The sequence below is a fragment of the Bacillus sp. TCT6 genome (genome assembly GCF_056033845.1).
In genome coordinates this window covers 18,194-36,755 of sequence record NZ_JBVYHX010000002.1, presented here as the reverse complement: position 1 = coordinate 36,755, position 18,562 = coordinate 18,194, and the positions used below count along the sequence as shown (strand labels likewise).

General features: G+C 31.0%; 13 protein-coding genes. 6 read left to right on the top strand and 7 right to left on the bottom strand.

All coding sequences use genetic code 11. From position 1 onward, the window contains the following. The first annotated feature begins 581 nt into the window (after nt 1-581). The gene (locus tag AC0ONG_RS27255; RefSeq protein ID WP_098472273.1) at nt 582-1,688 is read left to right on the top strand and encodes a M12 family metallopeptidase; all 1,107 of its coding nucleotides are present in this window, start codon (nt 582-584) and stop codon (nt 1,686-1,688) included. 1,366 nt (nt 1,689-3,054) lie between these two features. Here AC0ONG_RS27255 and xerS read toward each other — a convergent pair. Next, nucleotides 3,055-4,128 (bottom strand): tyrosine recombinase XerS, encoded by a 1,074-nt coding sequence (gene xerS, locus AC0ONG_RS27250; RefSeq protein ID WP_097962092.1) that lies wholly within the window; start codon nt 4,126-4,128, stop codon nt 3,055-3,057. Between the two features lie 1,224 nt (nt 4,129-5,352). On the opposite strand from xerS, the gene AC0ONG_RS27245 reads away from it, so the two are divergent. Both AC0ONG_RS27245 and AC0ONG_RS27240 read left to right on the top strand, forming a co-directional pair. Beyond that, nucleotides 5,353-5,529, top strand: coding sequence for a hypothetical protein (locus AC0ONG_RS27245; protein WP_176520913.1), 177 nt, complete (start codon nt 5,353-5,355; stop codon nt 5,527-5,529). 519 nt (nt 5,530-6,048) lie between these two features. Continuing rightward, on the top strand, nt 6,049-6,219 hold the full coding sequence (locus tag AC0ONG_RS27240; RefSeq protein WP_176546548.1) for a hypothetical protein: 171 nt from the start codon (nt 6,049-6,051) through the stop codon (nt 6,217-6,219). 651 nt (nt 6,220-6,870) lie between these two features. Here the strand turns inward: AC0ONG_RS27240 and AC0ONG_RS27235 are convergent. Then, nucleotides 6,871-7,068 carry a hypothetical protein gene (locus AC0ONG_RS27235; RefSeq protein WP_098437643.1) on the bottom strand — a complete coding sequence of 66 codons (198 nt, stop codon included), beginning with the start codon at nt 7,066-7,068 and terminating at the stop codon, nt 6,871-6,873. A gap of 1,171 nt (nt 7,069-8,239) precedes the next feature. On the opposite strand from AC0ONG_RS27235, the gene AC0ONG_RS27230 reads away from it, so the two are divergent. Continuing rightward, nucleotides 8,240-9,001: a hydralysin-2 gene (locus AC0ONG_RS27230; protein ID WP_098437640.1), complete on the top strand. Its 762-nt coding sequence runs from the start codon at nt 8,240-8,242 to the stop codon at nt 8,999-9,001. Nucleotides 9,002-9,126: 125 nt separating this feature from the next. Continuing rightward, complete coding sequence (locus tag AC0ONG_RS27225; protein WP_176520917.1) at nt 9,127-9,534, top strand: DoxX family protein; 408 nt, start codon at nt 9,127-9,129, stop codon at nt 9,532-9,534. A 183-nt stretch (nt 9,535-9,717) separates the two neighbouring features. Here the strand turns inward: AC0ONG_RS27225 and AC0ONG_RS27220 are convergent, their stop codons facing one another. The 5 genes from AC0ONG_RS27220 to AC0ONG_RS27200 all read right to left on the bottom strand — a co-directional run bounded on the left by AC0ONG_RS27220 (nt 9,718) and on the right by AC0ONG_RS27200 (nt 16,297). Next, a complete protein-coding gene (locus AC0ONG_RS27220) occupies nt 9,718-11,070 on the bottom strand; it encodes an ANL family adenylate-forming protein (RefSeq protein ID WP_061667038.1) in 1,353 nt (450 codons plus the stop codon). 38 nt (nt 11,071-11,108) lie between these two features. After that, nucleotides 11,109-11,426: an acyl carrier protein gene (locus tag AC0ONG_RS27215; protein ID WP_097890693.1), complete on the bottom strand. Its 318-nt coding sequence runs from the start codon at nt 11,424-11,426 to the stop codon at nt 11,109-11,111. A gap of 165 nt (nt 11,427-11,591) precedes the next feature. Then, the gene (locus AC0ONG_RS27210) at nt 11,592-12,680 is read right to left on the bottom strand and encodes a cysteine peptidase family C39 domain-containing protein (protein WP_427339868.1); all 1,089 of its coding nucleotides are present in this window, start codon (nt 12,678-12,680) and stop codon (nt 11,592-11,594) included. A 27-nt stretch (nt 12,681-12,707) separates the two neighbouring features. Beyond that, complete coding sequence (locus tag AC0ONG_RS27205; protein ID WP_098436960.1) at nt 12,708-14,030, bottom strand: alpha/beta hydrolase; 1,323 nt, start codon at nt 14,028-14,030, stop codon at nt 12,708-12,710. Between the two features lie 182 nt (nt 14,031-14,212). Continuing rightward, complete coding sequence (locus AC0ONG_RS27200; protein WP_474204839.1) at nt 14,213-16,297, bottom strand: alpha-amylase family glycosyl hydrolase; 2,085 nt, start codon at nt 16,295-16,297, stop codon at nt 14,213-14,215. Between the two features lie 959 nt (nt 16,298-17,256). On the opposite strand from AC0ONG_RS27200, the gene AC0ONG_RS27195 reads away from it, so the two are divergent. Further along, nucleotides 17,257-18,510: an MFS transporter gene (locus AC0ONG_RS27195; RefSeq protein WP_061668082.1), complete on the top strand. Its 1,254-nt coding sequence runs from the start codon at nt 17,257-17,259 to the stop codon at nt 18,508-18,510. Nucleotides 18,511-18,562: the final 52 nt, after the last annotated feature.

The following is an 18,562-nucleotide window of genomic DNA, read 5'->3' as shown; positions in this document are numbered from 1 at the left end:
TTACTATTATTATAAATATACTAAAAATTATAATCTATAAGAGAAGTATGGAAACGAATCTTGCAACATTCAAAAAAGAATATATGATAAATTATTATTTTGAGGCTATACCAATGTTTATCTTTATGAATTTAATATTTAATAAAGATATTATTGAGTATTTTCAACATAAAGATTGGATTCATATTATTTCATACATATATATGTATTTAGTTCTCAGCAAAATCTAATTAAGTTTGAAGTTAAGATAACATTCGAATTATATCTAAATCAGTAAAAAAATATTCATGAAAATCTAAAATTTTTAAACATAGAACAATAAACACTAAATCACTTGGCTAAAAATAATAAAATATTCACATGAATGAGCTAATATTCAATCTAAAAGTATATAAGCTGTCAATTGTTTTTAGTTCTTATCAAAATATTTATAGTTTTTGCATCGTCGTCCATGGATTCCTGTTAGCTTGATAAGATATGAGGAGTACCTACAAATCTAACAAGAATCAAGTATATTATTATAAAAAAGCGAAACAATAAAATGAAAATAACAATTTATAACTACACATGGAGGTTATTAAATGGGTGAAGTAAATAAAGATAAAAACTATTGTGCACTGCCGATAGTTCCTGAAAGAGAATTTAAAGCAGATGTAAATAACGATCGAAGAGAACTTTTAATAACAAATGAAAAAAAATGGGTAAATGGTACTGTGTTACATTATTATTTCTTTGACAAAGAAACAGATGGTAAATATGTAATCCTAAACAATGGACAAAGAGAATGGAAAACATGGACTACAAATGAAGAGGAAAGGAACGTTGTCAGAAATGCTTTTAAGCAATGGATATCTTTGGGGATAGGTATGAAATTTAAAGAAGTAGCAACAAGAGAGGAGGCCGAAATAAGAATAGGTTTTATGAGAGGTGATGGTGCTTGGTCGTACATTGGAAGAGATATTATTGATCTGGAATTAAGCAAAGATGAAAGAACAATGAATTTTGGATGGGATTTAACTCGCAATCCTTCGGAAATAGATACAGCCATTCATGAAATTGGACATACTCTAGGGTTTCCTCATGAACATCAGAACCCAAAAGCGGGTATTGAATGGGATGAAGAAGCTGTATATGCTGCCTTAGCTAAACCTCCTAATAAGTGGAATAGAGAAAAAACTTATCATAATATAATCAGAAAAATAGACCCAGATACCGTACAAGGCTCTAATTGGGATCCCAATTCTATTATGCACTATCCGTTTAAGGCTGGATTAATTAAAAAACCAGTGCAATATCAAAATGGGATAACACCAGCGGGTGGTTTTTCAGAGAGAGATAAGTTGTGGGTCAGAACGTTTTATCCACCAATGGATAATGCTGACTTAGAAGAACTCCCACTATTAGTAAGTAATAAACTTTCATTAAATCATGGAGAACAGAAGGATTTCATTATTAAGCCAAACGAAACAAGAAAATATAATATAGCTACTTTTGGTGCATCCGATTCTGTCATCGTTTTATTTGAAGAAGGTGTTGATGAAGTATTTTATGTTGCAGGTGATGATGATAGTGGTGAAGATCATAATGCAAATATAAATGTCGAATTAAATAGGGGAAAATCTTATATATTACGTGTTCGTGTTTATTATAGTGAAAGGCAAGGTGAAATATCGGTTATGTACTGGTAGGTGGAAGTACTTAGGATTTAGCGGCTTCGAAATAAGGTTTGATTAAAGATGTTTTGTAAATCCACAAGATATGACTAATAACTAGAAAACATTTTGAACAAAGATTAATTAAAATAGTTTCTTTTAGCTCTAATTTGATTTCTGTCAGCAAACGGAGTAGTGAATCTCCTTTTGTCATTTTCAAAAGCCATCGCTTTTTTATTAATCAAAAAGTAAGCTGCAATTAAAAAACTTTGCAGCAGAATCTTGTCTACTTGTTTTCTAGATAATATTTTTAAAGTTATATTTTTATAAACAGTAAAAATCCTCATAACTAGCACAGTATTTGGAACAGACCGTGTGATTAACTTTAGGATTTACATTTTCGGAATTTGTATTACATAAGTCGATTTATGGTCGGTAAAAATCCTATTGGAGGAAGAAACTTTCATTTCCATCTCAAACGAAAGTGTTAGGGTAGTATTGCTTGACCACGACCCGACGTCGGAGCCTGATGGAGGGAATGGAACAGGTGATTATGCTGATTCACATAATATCAACAGGGAATGCTGGGAAATACCTGTTCCAGGCGACTTTCTTAGTATGGTCGTATATAGGAGTCGAAGAGTTCCCGTAAGAACGTAATTTCTCAGCTTGCTCTAGCATAAACCTACGCCAATTCTCAACACCGGGGGATTCGGGTTCAAAAATCGAAAATATTGGAATGGAGAAATCTATTATGTTCATCTACATCTGGGCATTTTTCAAAAAGGCCAGCCTGGAATGGATTCTTGATGTTTCAGAGGTAGTATTGAGTCAAAACGGCTCCAAGATTCTAGATTTGGAAAGTAATGAAAACTCTGATTTAATAGGGTGAAGCAGAAAACCTGAAGTAAACTTCACCGTTGTTTGCACACGATTAGGTAATAACTAACCTTACTTCGGTGGTGGTTATACATGCTATCCCTCTGACAACAAAGCAGCACGAAGTGCAGCTGAACAAATTCGTGACGGCATTAAGCGTGCAGTTTCTCTCTATAATGACGTGGTGCATAATCCGGTAGACGAGTGAATTTCAATTTATCGGGAAAAATGAAATGGAATTCAAAAATTCGTTAGATAGGGACATGCATAACTCATTCGGTCAGTTCTTGTTGCTTTCGCACGTTATTAACCATCTTAGCTGTTGGAATGGTTACAACCTTGAGTTTGCCCGCTCTCTTAATAGCACGATGTCAGTGGAGTCTTTTCTCATTTTATAGTAGGATTCAAATTATATAATTTTTACATAATAAAATAAAATTTAAAGCGAATAATAAACGTCGTTTAAGTAAAGTGTGTCTGGAAAATAATAAAAGTTCAGCAATGCAATATTGCTGAACTTTTATTATTTATTCTTTCCTATTCTGCCTAAACTATCTTTAATAGTTGTTTCCCCAAGTTGTGTATATAGCAAAGCTGTATCTTGACTTGTATGCCCAAGTTGCTGCATCACTTGTAATGAGTCTTTTTCTTCCATATATAATTTATTTGCTAATGTATGTCTTAATTTATGAGGAGACATTCTTTTTCCGTATGCTTTAGTATATTTTTCTACAATATCTTGGATAGCCCTAACCGAAAGAGGCTGTGCAGTATGTTTATACTTTGATAAAAACACACTTTTTAATTCTTTTCCTGGAGCGTATTTGTTATCTCTAATTTCCATATACTTTTCTAAATCATTCAGTGCTATTGGTGTAATCCATACAGAATCTTCTTTGTTTCCTTTTCGAATTACATCAATTAATCTTTCTTTTAAGTTTATATCTTCCATACGAAGATCGGCCAATTCACTTACACGAATACCGCTACCAAGAAAAAGGGAAAGGATAGCTACATCACGATCCTTATCCCTTAGGAAATAGAATAATTGATGTTTTGTTAAAGATTTTTCATGTTCATACTTAACGTAATTTAAAAACTCTTGATCATCATCATTATGAAATATTTTAGATCTCATACGCTTTGCACGGGCATTTAATGTTTCTTTATCTTTATGTATTTCAATTTTAGCCATTACGTTTCTATAAAAATAACATTCTCCATCTTCATTCTCTGATAGGGAGGTAAGGTACTTAAATAAAGATTTTAAGGCCGAAATTTTTCTGTTAACAGAGGAATTTTGCATGTTTTGTTGTAGTTTTAGAAACCTCATGAAGTTCTCAACATCTTTTTTCTTTAAATTCTCCAAATCAGAGAAGGATATGTCTTTAATAGGTTTTAATTCAATAATTTGTTCAGATAATAACCAATTAAAGAAGACTCTAAAATCATATACATAATTCAGTAGGGTAGAGGGAGAGGCATCATGCAATTCTTTGTACTCCACAAATTCTTCTATGTAAAAGGGCATTTCATTTAGATTCTCGTATAATTTTTTACGATGTACGGATTTTTGACGTTGCTTGCTGTAATCCATAAAAATCACCTCATATATACTATAACAGAAAAGTTATACGAACACAAGTTCGCGTTAAATTCAATTTTTACACAGACTTATTTACATAATTAAATTATGTAACGATAAGATTTATTTCAAATTAAATAAGGATAGTGTAGTTATTCTAATGAAATTTATAGATAAGCAAGTGATAAATCTGTATTAGGCTATAAAAATTAGTAAAAAAATCACAATTAAATGTGTGTAAAATAAAACAATTTTCATATATAACGTCATACAAAATGAATACATGAAAACAGATTAAAAGTTGTTATGAAATACAAATTGGTTAATTTAATAATGATTATGAGGCGTTAAATAGATGAACATAAAAAAATTTTATAAATTAAAATATAATTTACTATAAAAATCTTCAATGAGTAATTCAGTATGTGATAATTTCTATATAAAATATGAACTATATGGACACATACAAATAGAATAAGATTCATGAAACCAAGCTCGAAATCCCTAAATATTGTATTGGATTTTTATATAACTATTTTATTGTTCGTAAAATTGGTATTTCGTGCGAAGTTACAAGTATTTATTTTCCCACCCTTTTATAAAGGTATCATATCCCTTACCTTTCATCAGTATTAATATCTTTTAGTTTCGGGTAGATTCAGCTATACATATTAATATTTATTAAATGGTTGCTTATAGAACTTATCCTATATATAACATTTTAATGTGAAACAAATTCAACCAATGCAAAAAATCGACTTCTCGGGACCTTACTTGCATCTTGAAGAACTTGGTTTACAAATTCTTCCCGTTTCCGAATTAGGGCCTCATACTTTGTATCGGCACACAATGGACTGTGATGTGTATATATATCCTTCTAATCATTTTCTTCGATTTCTCGTAGTTTGAATCTAGTATGTATTATATTATGAACCATCCAATTCCCTCCGCTCACTTAATCCCTTTATCACACTAAATTTCATCATAATATTTCATTAACTTATCTTAATTACAACATGAAAAAAATCGTATATCTACTGATACTATTTATCTAGTAAAAGAGAATCGGTAGATATAACCTTTGTACGTTTCTTCAAACATCTTACTCGAAATTGATCTTACATATTCGAATGTTCCATACCAGAAAATAAGTTCTTGTAGAGATTTGTCAAACACTGTACACTAAATACGTGCCGTCTTTGCCCTTCTCTTTTTAAGAGGAGGTGACAATAGAACGTGGAGAATACTAGAACCGCCCGAAAACGTTCAGAGAGAGAGAAGAAACGTAAACGTCTTTTTTCTTTTGGTACAATCGTTACAGCATTCAGTTTCCTTCGAAATGTGCATTACTTTTTCATAAAAAGTGAAGTAGGTAAGGGTATAACTGAATATGTAAGACATCTTCTTAAATAAAAAAGTGCCGCTATAAATAGCGACACAAAGCCCATTTGTAGTTATGATTGGGTTTCAAGGTGAAGTACTGACCATACTTTTATTGCACACGACCAATGCAACATCAATTTGAAGTACAAAGACGTTGAAACCCAGCTTACTACTCTATATAGTATTGCGACATGCAGTGCTTTTATTCCTGTCTGCGTACGAAAAAAAGCCTTGGTGACCAAACCAAGACTTTTCAAAAAGCTTACGACCTATCAATAGAACGAGAATCAGAACCACCCGACTTCTTGTTCGTTATAATCTGGCTTACACCCTTATTGTACTATACGTTTTTTATATTTTCAACAGTCTGCATTCCTTTCACCCAATATTAATACTTCTAATACTGAAAGTTACCTTACACGACCTCTATCCATTGAAGATTCACGTCACACTTTACATACTTCATAGAAAAGAGACGATAACATTACTATTTTTACCGTCTCTAGCTTCGTATACAATAAGAATTTCCAAATACTAGGAGTGATTAGGGTGACAAGTACTTTACTACTATTAGCTCTTACTTTGTGCGGAATAAGTGGGCTATTCTCCCTAATTAGGAAGCTAACTACGCCAAAACAAGATGAGGCTAAACGTTTAATTATTATCGGATCATTGTCTATATTAGGAGTTACATGGATAGGTATTGGACTATTCTTGTAACATACTTACACATTCCTTTCGTTATAATTGAATAAAACTTATTATTCCATCAATAATAGGGATAGGCATTAGCCAAAACTCATTTAAAGTCCTTAGTCTTTCCCCTTGGAGATTCCTTGATCTGGAGCTGTTAGCCTTACTAACAGCTCCTTTATTTGCATCTGTAAAAGCATGATTTAATTTGCATACAGAATACTTTCCTATAGTAATCAGTACATGAAATTCCATGCTATATGAAGACTACCGGCGTAATGTACCAGCAACTCCTACTCGTGCATTTACTCTATTAAACTAGTTCCTATTTTCGCTTCACCTTCTCTACGAAACTCATCCCAATTCTCTATAATTCAGTTTCCAGTCATACGGATATTCATCATTATGTAGTTTTTGTAGTATGTTTTTATTTCCTTTTTACCTTTAATTCTAAGTACATATAGTATGTTTCTATTATTAAAATCTTATTAGCAAGCAGCTCTAAAGCGTGTTCCATTATACGCCACGTTGTTTAGCAAGATCTATCCCTTCTCGTTAGCGCATCTTAATTTTGTGTTCGTTTGTTTTGTAATATTAACAACAAACAGGACGCCTCCCAGATCAAGGAAGCGCCCTCGATAATTGCTATAAACTTAATCAAACTTATTTATCTGCACATTATTTATTTCTTTGCTTCCATACTCCATTATCTTTACGATAAGTATTCTTACGATCCATGAAGTCAGCCGTATTACCTGGAATGCTATATTTCTTATTCTTATTCTTTTTCTTTGCCTTCTTCTTCAGCCTTTTCTCTTCTTGAATAGCTTGCAAATCCGCCTTCCATTGTTTCAACAAATCCTTCTCACGCCGCATCGAATTTGTACCCCTTGAATTAAAATGTGAACCAAATAATTAGATTCTACCTATTATATAGATATCCTTTAATCCAATGTACCAAGTTATGTTTTTCTTTTTAAATAGACCAACAATATATTAAAATATCCTATATATCCAAGGAGCTTTGTCATGCTCAACTTTCATAAAGAATTCCCCCTATTAGGATTCTTTTTATTTTTATACAGTTTCATCAGTACTGTCTTTTTATTACTATTTCTTAGCGTGTAGTAACAATGCAATGCGTATAAATATATGTTTAATATGTAAATTCTATAAAAGAAGTAAAAAAGCACTTCTGTTGGGTGATTAATATATACTATATATTAATATTGAATAGTCTTATTGATAGACTTTTTAAATCAGTTACTGATATGTGTATCAACCGGCCTGTGCTTCTGTACGGGATTTTTTGATGCTTTCACGCCTCGTAATACCCAGGAACCTGTCTATTAGGCAGTGCATTCTACTGGATTCCCGGATCTTAAAACAAACAAAATCCGGTCCTATTAACTATATAAAGACACCTTTACAAACATAATCGCTTATAGCTTCTATGGATTATCAACTTTTTCATGATTTTCATATTCACATTTATGTAACATCTTTATATATCGTTTTAATATATCGCGTGTTAAACTTATAACATTCCAAGAAGTCCTTTACTTTTAGAATCGACAATTCTTCAATACCCTTAGTCTTGCCCTGCATCCCCTGCAGGGCTTTTATCATTTAGTTAGAGTTGATATAACCTTTTGTACGTTTCTTCAACCTTATCTGTGATGTTATCTATACCTCTAGCTCTTAAATTCTTTATGATTCACAAGATTTTCTTTCGTTCGTATTCATCTCTCTACTATTCATCCGTTATTTTCCATCCTTAATAATCTGTTTATTGATCCGTTCCATAACTTTATCCTTAGTTTGATTTTCAATAAAAACCTCTATTTTCCTAAAATTCAATCAAATATTTATAAATTTCTAACGAGTATTAATTGAAAGGAATCCCACAGCATAAAATGGAATTTATTCTCAAAAGTTATTAATTATTCTATCTGTCAAACTATTAGTTTACCTCTTCTTCATATTTTAATTGTCTTTTAACCACGATCAAACAAATAAAATACACAAATAGGTAAGGAGCATTAGTATGATTATACAAGAAAAATTATCTTTTTCAGATCTAGAATCATTAGATTCAACTACAGATTCCATAATGGATGCGTTTAAAGATCTTTATGGAATACTTCCTGATGAAATTGCAGTAAATAATGAGACGTTTCCAATTCATAATAAGCCAGCTATTACTGAACGTTATAATCACGCTTGTTATAAAATGCTGGGCCCCTTTATATTTCGAGATCTTGAAAAACCTTCAATAGATGAAATAACCCTAAAGGAACAATTTGTATGTAATCCTAATAATGAAGAAAAAGAGATTGTAGTGACAATAAAAGAACAATGGGCCAATATACAATCTTGGACTTCGAAATCTATTACAGGTTTAACTTTAAAATCAGATCTTATTATCGCAGGTAAATTTCAATCGGGTAATGAATTTAATATTTCAACTTTTGTAGGCGAAAGCAATTCAAAATCAATTCATACCTCTCCTTCAATTGAACATTCTATTAAAGTACCTCCAAATACTAAAATGAAAATAGCGATGATAGGAACATTAATTACTGAGGTTCTCCATTTCCAATCAATTATAACAGTACAAGGTATGTTTGGTGCATGTTTTCCACGTATGGTTCGTGGACATTATGTTGGGTTTAAAAGTGCCGGTCACATCCTAAATAAAACATTTGGAATGATTGAAGGATCCATTAACAATACTGTACTTCAGGATATTGAAATACATATTAAAGGGATAGAACCTTATTCCTATAAACAAAAAGTGATCAAGTAGTAAAGTTATAAAACAAAAAAATATACTGTTTTTTGATTCTGTATCATATATAGATCATTAGAATAAAGAAAGGAAAAAATCTATGGCTAATAGTACTTCAAAATCATTGAATGGAGGAAAATCAATTGTCAAACAAAAATGAGTTAAGTTTTTTCATTATTAGATTAGTATTAGGGTTTACTTTTTTTGCTCATGGACTCATAAAATTTCAAGATGGCATCTATAATACAGAAAATTTCTTCAACAGCCTAGGAATATTTGATTGGCTTGCATATCCAGTAGCAATTCTTGAACTAGTGGGTGGAATTTTAGTTATTCTGGGGCTTGGTACACGAATTATTTCAACCTTATTTTCTTTACTTATGGCCGGAGCCATTATTACTGTAAAATTTGATCAAGGATTTATAGGAGGGTATGAATTTGATTTATTATTATTGGCTGTTTCTTTATTTTTTGTAGTAAATAACAGCCAATCTATTTCATTAGATAAATTCCTATCGAATCGTAATAATAAACAACAACAAACTCTATAAACATAAAGTTTCTCCTCAACACGTAAATTCTTATTTTGCGAAGAAGCTTATTTAAATGAATTCCTCAATTTAGATCCGAAAAAAATAAAAAGAATCCCTTATATTTTGAAAAAGTTTTTTCAAAATATAAGGGATTTATAATTTACTTTTAAATTATTGTATAAAAAGGACTTCAACTTTTAGTTACATAAATACCTTCTTGTCTTTTTTAAAACGCTCTGTATGCATTTTCTCAGTTGTTAATACCACTTTCTGTGGAATCTTATATAATGGTAGTTTATCTTTACAGAACTCTCTTAATCGCTTTCTAAATTCACTTACACTTTCATTTGTATTTAATTTAACCACAGCCTTAACCATTTGTCCTGTGATTGCATTTTTTTCACCAACAACAGCAACCTCTTCTACTCCATCCATTAGCTGTATTACGTTTTCAACTTCAGCTGGAAATACTTTTTCTCCGCCAATATTTATAATCTCTGATTTTCTTCCTAAAATTTTAATATAATCTCCATCTACTTCCACCATATCTCCTGTCATAAGCCAGCCATCCTTGGTAAATGGACTTGGAGCATTAATATAACCAATCATTGTAGACATTGATTTGATCTGTAACATTCCATCCACAATTCTTGACTCAATATTCTCATCACTTAGTTTGATCCACAAAGAGTCATTCGATTTAGATTTCGAATATAAAACCCCATATTCTGATAACCCATACATTTGTGTAATTTTAACATGAGGGAATATTTCGTTTATTTTACTTAGTGTAGCCTCAGGCATAACTTCTGATCCATAAGAAATAGTCTGCAAACTATTTAAATTATACTTTTTATAAACCTCGCTCAGTATAAGTAAATTTATAAAAGTTGGTGATGCAGGTAAAGCTTGTACCTGATGTTTCTCAATCATGTTACATACTCGATTAGGGGTACGATCATCAATAATTACCAAACATCCTAAGCTAGAAATAATTTGGAAGAGAGTATTAACCCCTCCAATATGATCAAATAACATAAATGGTATAACACGTTTTGCACTCCTTGCGACACTGTACTTCTTTTGAAGTAATGTAAAATCATGTACAATTGCTTTACTACGTCCGGTTGTACCAGATGAAAACAATACTAATCCTGGATGTTTTAACTTTTTCAGTTGTAATAATAATTCATTTTGAATGTAATCTCTTTGTATATTGATTATTTCAAAGCTTGCGCTTTCAACTTTAATCACCTTTTCTAATTCAACTATTTCATAGTATTCTTTCTTCTTACTGTCAACCAATGAATTTAGGATCGGTACTACAGTACACCCTAATTCAATAAGCGCTAAAAACATTGCTATAGAGTACGGAGAATAATCCGCTTCCAAAGAGACTATTGTATAATCCATCTTTCTATGTTCATTTAACTCCCTTGTATAAATCTTTATTTGATTTAGAAACCACTCATATGTGTAAGTTTTATCCTCCCAAACAATAGCTTCGCATTCTTTATTCATTTCAAATCTTTCAAATAAAAAATCAATATGCATACCTAACCTCCTTTAAAATTTTCTCCTTTGATATTTTGTTATGTTAGTGATTTTAATTGTTCCTGGCATTCTAAAATATACGCAACTAATGTTTCTATTGTTTTAAATGGGCTATTATGTTGTGACATTGTATCTAAATTCACCAAATCAACTGATAAACTCAATTCATCTTCTAAGCCTTGTTCAATACTTACCAATAAAGATACCAGCCCTAACGAATCTAAATACCCCTCCCAATCATAAAGATGTGCTTTCAAGCCTTTTTCAAGATCAATTTTATTTTCAAGATTTTCATTCACTTCTTCAACACAGCACAATACGATTTGAATAATCTTTTCTTTATTTGTATCTTCCAAGTAAATACACTCCTTTTTATAAATCATCTTTTTACTATGAAGATTTCCTTCCGGCAATTGTAGTAGTATATAACATGAACACTAAATACACTTATTCTTCTACTGATAAAGTTTGTAAGTATACGTTGTAGCCTTACTCTACTTCTCTCAATTATCTTTTCCCTATTAAGACTGAAGACTATAATTATGTTGCAGAAGAAATAAAATATTCTCATGTAAGACACACTCTCTATTAATAATATTCATCATTATCAAATTAAAAGATTCGAGATCACTTAAGTTACTATCTTTTTTTAATAATTTAATATGTGCAATCTTATATAGTCTTTCCCATGATTGTTTTATATCCATTAACTCACTAGTAATATGAATAAATTTATCTTTAAATAACTCGTTCATGTCTATAAGTAAGTCATATAAAAAATATCTACTCCATCTCATATCAAATAAACATTTCAAATACAAAGGAAACATATTTCTTTGTTTATGAAAATCTTCATTTATGTTTTCTTTAAGTTCAAGGGCTGCAATCTTACCAAAATAATATATCTTATTGTTTTTTTGCATAATTAAACCTCGAACATACTCACTGGATATTTTTTTTAGTGTTCTCAAAAAAATATCTTTAAGATTTTCCATGCTTATTTTTTCCTGTATAATCACATCAATTGATGAGTAAGATGAAATTCTTTCTATACCTTTTGCTTGAGCCAATTCAGGTATAGCTTTTCCTCCTTTCCAAAAAGAATGAAACTCCTCCATTGATATCTCACCCATAAATTTATTAGGAACTGGATCTTGAACAAATACTCTATCTTCTGTAAGTTTGTTAATTGCGAGGTAATGGTCTGTAACATATTTATCCGTATGGACATCTATATGACTTTTTATAAATTTTGGGTTCAAATAATCATTACTATATGGTAGAAAAAAGGTGCTTCCTAAGGCAATAAATACTTCTTGACGATTCAAACATTCTTTTATATATTGAAGCCCCTTTTCGAAATTAGAATATACATGTTTCTCCATACGAAATGTTTGATTATATTCTAACAACTGTGTATATCTTGCTACAGAAGGTACCGATGTGATAGTATCCATACGATATGCTGGTATACTATATAACTCTTCATTCGCTATTAAACTCATGTAACTAATGCTACCCATACTTTTTAATTTATCGTGAAGAATTGGTATATAGCATGAATAATAATAAGGGACATCAAAAGTTGGAATTAATTCTTTCATTTTCACTACAGCACTCACCCCGTATTTATTTTTTTACAGCCCTATCCAGTTCTCAACAGTATAATTCAACTGTAAGTCCTTAGTAGCTTTAAATTTTCTATTTGGAATAGGTTGTCCTAATTTATCCACTTCAAAGAGCCTAAAGCCTCTTGAAAACTTAAACCTGCATGCAAGGTCCCTTGGCACTTTAAAATTCCCTGCAAAACGATTTTTTTCTATTCTATCTAGTATCATGCCTACACTCATATAAATTCGTTCACCAACTGGTGTATTTTCAGGTACTTCGACTGTTACAGAAACATCTACAAATTCTGATAATGTTTCTATTACCTTATATTTTTTAGGTATTCCTTTTACACCTTGTGTCACAAAGGTAACTTCGGCTTCTCCTATTTTCTTAGGTATAATTGTTCCATCCCCCATAACCTCTAGCACATCTGGGTTATCAACTAAAAATACACCATCTAAAACACTCATTTCAAAACCACTATCGTACGTAACAATTGGATTAATTTTCACTTTCATTCCAGTTAATCCAACTACATCTCGACCATCTAATGTAACATTAACTATGTTACCAACATCTCCAAAGAAATATATTAATGGTAGATGCATACGTTCTCCCCAGTCTTTCTCAAAATGTGCACCATTTGGATCCTGATAAAAAATTAAATCATCTCTATATTTGTAACCATTCTTCAATAAAGTTTCTGCAATATCTCTCACATGTTTTACCAAGAAAAAACCTTCCGCACTACCTATATCCATCCATATTTTCAAGTCTTTTTTTCCTTCATACATTTCATATAATTTTAATTCCGAATGATCATCTTCAACTTTCACAAAAAATGGAGATAACATCCCAATTTTCCCAAATACTTCAGGATTGCGGAAACCAATATTATAAGTTGATAAGCCACCTGCTGATGACCCTATTAGAGCTGTATTTTCAGCATTAGTCAATGTTCTAAAATTTTCATCAATGTAAGGTTTCACCTCATTGATTATAAATTTTTCATATAATAAACCTGAGCATTCTATATGTTTATCTGGTGAAATGAAATGACAAAACTCATTATTTTCTATGATTCTTTTATGTGCTATACCTACTATGATTATTTCCTGAATTTTACCTTCATAAATTAACATATCAGTCGTTTTATGAACATTCCATGATTCATCATTTTTTACTACTGGTTCAAACAATCGTTGCCCAGCATGCATATATAATACAGGATACTTTTGGTCCGAATTGCTTTCATAACCAGGTGGTAAATATATAAATAATTTTCTACTATTCTCAAGTATTTCAGAATGAAAATTTTCAATCGTAATCACTTTAGAAGCTCGTTCCATAGTAACCTCCAACTTTCTATTTTTCACTTGCATTAATACAGTTCTCTTCAAATTTCTTAGCTTAAAAACGTACCCTTTATTAACTTTTAAGAGAATTTTTCAGTAAAAGCTTTTGTTTTAGCTACCAGAATGAAATTCCCCCGATTTTAATTACAATTGTAATAAAAAGTAGACCTAAATAGTTAAGACTCCACCAAGATAGTTTTTTCTGCAGTTTGCCACTTTACAACCACTTCTCCAGTTCCAAAACTCGGGGTCAGATACTTATGATTCTCTCCGCCTTCAATCAATAGTGTGTTATTGATCTTTCTAATAAATTTAAATTCTAGCAAGGTATCAGCCGGAACACTTATATCAAAATAACCCGTAGGAAATTGAAACATTATTTGATTGAAAAATGGCCCTACCGCTTTGCAAGGATTCATATTTCCTAATGAATATGTGTTACCCATTATAAAAACATCACAATCTGGTATTTCGTATCCATTTTCAATAACAAATCGAATACAAACTTGCTTTGTATTTAAGACCTCTACATGTTTATAGATATTACTCCTAGTTCCCGTATCTGTTACAACAGTAATTTCATATTTACCATCGTTCACTGCTGGAACTTTTACTTTTATACTAGTATGTGACCATGAAACAACTTCCGCCTCTTTTTCCTCAAATAATACTGATCCTTTTTTAGAAGTAAAACCACATCCTTCAATACAAATTATTTGACCAACTGTTGTCATTTTATGTCCCACAGTCCCTATTAAAGGTATACTATTTACTCCTTTATGGTGCCAAACATGTACTGACCCAGGTCCAAGCCATAATGAATCTATATTATTATTTTCAACTCTAATTGCTTCACCATCTAAAAGGCCATCTAGTATGTCCTTATACTTTCTAGAAGGAAGAATTGTTTTAACATCTTTTATTTCATATCCTTCTGTTAAATTTCGATTCAACGCTATTAATACCACATCACTTCCAAAGTACCTTTCATATACATAAATATCATCCGTTATATATCTTTCTTTGGTATTTCCATATGGAAGTGCATAATTTAAACTACGAAGCGAAGATAAAGATTGTATTATCTTAAAGTTATCTGTATTCACATCAAAAGATTCCATTTGACCACGATTGTTCGGATCTCCGTTTCCAACCATATACTGCTCTGTCCCATAGTATACAGAAGGTATTCCCCTTGAAGTTAACAAGAATGCTAATGATTGTTCTATTCTACGTTTACTTTGTCCATTAATGTGAAAACGGTCCATATCATGATTATCAATAAAAGTAACAAGATTATTTACATCATTATAAATTTGATATGTTTCTTCAATCATTTTGTGTAACCCACGCATGGTATCCATTCCATCTCGAAAAACTTCACGTACTTTATGAGCAAAACTAAAATCTAATAAACTCATACCACTATTATTTGCAAAATGAATATTTCTATGGTCATACTCATTCGGATTAATATACCATTCACCAAAAATAAATACTGGTCTATAATTATAGATTGAATTTAGCCAACTTTTTTGCCAGCCATATGACATGTGTTTTACTGCGTCAACTCGTATACCATCTATCCCTTGGTCTAGCCATAATTTAATAGCTTCTTTAAAATACAAATCAATAGCTATATTTTGGTGATTTAGATCTGCAAGATTAAATAAATTACGATAAACTCCGTCTTCATATTCTTCAAAATCCGTCCCACCATTATGATGAAAATAATGATTGTAATCATTATCATATCCACCAAGTAACAATCCATTATCATATAATCTACCATTTTCAGCATAGGTCGCATCATCATGTAATGCAGGCGAAGTGTGATTAGGTGCAAAATCCATAATAATTTTTATATCTTTTGCATGAGCGGTTGTTATTAAGGTTTGAAAGTCTTCAAATGTCCCAAAAAAAGGATTTGTTCTTTTAAAATCACGAGCCCAATAGCCATGATATGAAGTACTTCCTACCAAATCATTTATTGGAGTAAAGATATTTTCTACCGGTTGAGATATCCATAATGACGTCACACCTAGTTTAGTAAAATAATTTGTATTTAATTTTTCAATAATCCCTATCCAATCTCCACCAAAGTATTTCTTTTTATTTTTCCTAGATTCATCGTATAATTCCCCTTTGGGATTATATGATGGGCATCCGTTATGGAATCTGTCCGTTACAATTTGATATATTATATCTTTAGAAAAATTAACGTTGTTCCTATTCACCTGAAGCTTATCTTTTTCTTTCAAATGACAACCTCCATTCCATAGAAGCATTTACAAGCTATTTTCAAACGTTTAGCACTCTACCCTTAAGTACTATTTGAAAAATAGTTAAAATATATTTCGCCTCCTAACTAGTAACTCATGTTTCGATTCAATTTTTCATACAAAATAATGTCTACAAGTGGGTTCTATATTTGTCCTATAAACTGTACCATTTGATTTATGTCGAAGTAAGGGAAAAAATGTCATTATATAGGGAGGATAAATATAGAAAATTCTTACATAGAATTATGCTTGCAAAATATAGCCCCAATAAAATACATAGACAAAACATTTTTTATTTGGTAATATTCACCTGAAAATATTTGGTAAAACTTTATGCAGAGAGGAGTATTAAAAGTAAATACTAGATTATTAATAAAAATACTATTTATACTACTAATACCAATCTTATATTCCAAAATAAACTATAAAATATAAATATAGCTTCCAATCTTACAAATATTAAAAACCTAGGGGAAAGCTGTAAAGAAATTTCAAAATAATCTGGAGAAATATTTTATTTTTAAAAATCTTATATAAAAATTAAAACAATATTGTACAGTTAAAATGTTCCTCTCTAAATGCTAATTAAAATTTTCTCTATAAATTAAAGATTTACTTCTACAAATTTGATAATGCCATTAGTAGATATTTTCTAGTAATTTAATTTCATAAAAATTTAAATCGACTTACATTCTAAGATTTCTATGTTTAATTTATATTACGTTTTATTTTTCAAATATGTATGTACTTAAATCCATTTCATATCTATCGTTTTTACCTCAAAATAACAATTTTTTATATTAATATAACTTTTTTACAATTAGATTCCATTCCATTTCATTAATCATCTAATTAACTTGATTACTAAAGTTCACCACTATTAGTTTGCAAACAAATTTTTATAAATGAGATACTTAAATTTGTGAGGTGACAATACTATGCAACAACAGGTCGAATTAGATTCCGCTCTTGCTGTTTCTTCAAAAAAGACATTATGGAAAAATCGTACATTTACTTTTGTATTTACAGGTTATACCTTATCAATGTTTGGAAATTCATTTCACAGTATTGCTTTAAACCTTTGGGTACTGCAAGCAACAGGAAGTGCCAAATTAATGTCTACAATTGCCATAACTCATATGGTCATGAGCATGTTGTTTTCTTCCATTGCAGGTACTGTTGCAGATAGGGTAGATCGTAGAAAACTAATGTGGATAACAGATATAATAAGAAGTCTTTTAATACTAAGTATCGCATTTTGTATTGCAATACCCGGTACCCCCTTTATTCTTATTATTATCTTAACCGCTCTTACTTCTTGTGCAGGATTATTTCAGTCTCCTGCCTTCCATGCTTCCTTAGTTGATATTGTAGGAAAAGACAAAGTTCAACAAGCTACTGGAGTATTAAATGTAGCAGATAACGTATCTCGTATTTCGGGGCTAGCAATAGGAGGAGTTGTAGTTGCAGCATTTGGTGGTAGCATTGCTATCTCAGTTGACGCAGTTACTTTTATGTTATCCGCTATTTTAGTGTTATTAAGTGGAAAGTTTCCTAATTCTACAAAAAAAACAGGAATCAAAAATTCATTTCAGGAGGACCTTGTTGCAGGCTTCAAGTATATATGGCAGAACCCTTTTGCTAAATCTGTTATTATACTCTCGCCTACTTTAATCACATTTTTCACTGCTTCATTAATGCTTATTCAAGTAATGTCTGTAAAAGTGTGGAAGGCAAATCCGATTGAATTTGGGATAATTGAATCTAGCATTCCAATAGGTTATATGATAGGCGCAGGCATTATTATCTTTTTTGATAATAAGTTACATCGACGGGGTTGGTGGATAATTCTTAGTATGGTTTTACTAGCTCCAATCTTTGTAGGGCTATCTTTTGCTCCATCTGTTCTTTATGCAGTACCATTAATTCTCCTCTTAGGAATACTTTTTTCATTTTGTACATTGCTTGTCAATGTGATTATTAAAGTTGAGGTAGATCCTGAGTTACAGGGAAGGACTTTTGGAACACTCGGTTCTCTTACGAGTATTGCATCACCAGTCGCTTTAGCAATTTCCTCATTTTTCGCTGACATTTATGGTTCACCATTAATCTTATTAATAAATGGGGTCTTATTATTTATTTCAGGACTAATTGTAATGTTCTTTCTTAAATCAATTAGATCATATAAATGATTCTATTTCGTTATAAAAAAATTTAAGTATCCAAACTTGAAAAATGCCGAAA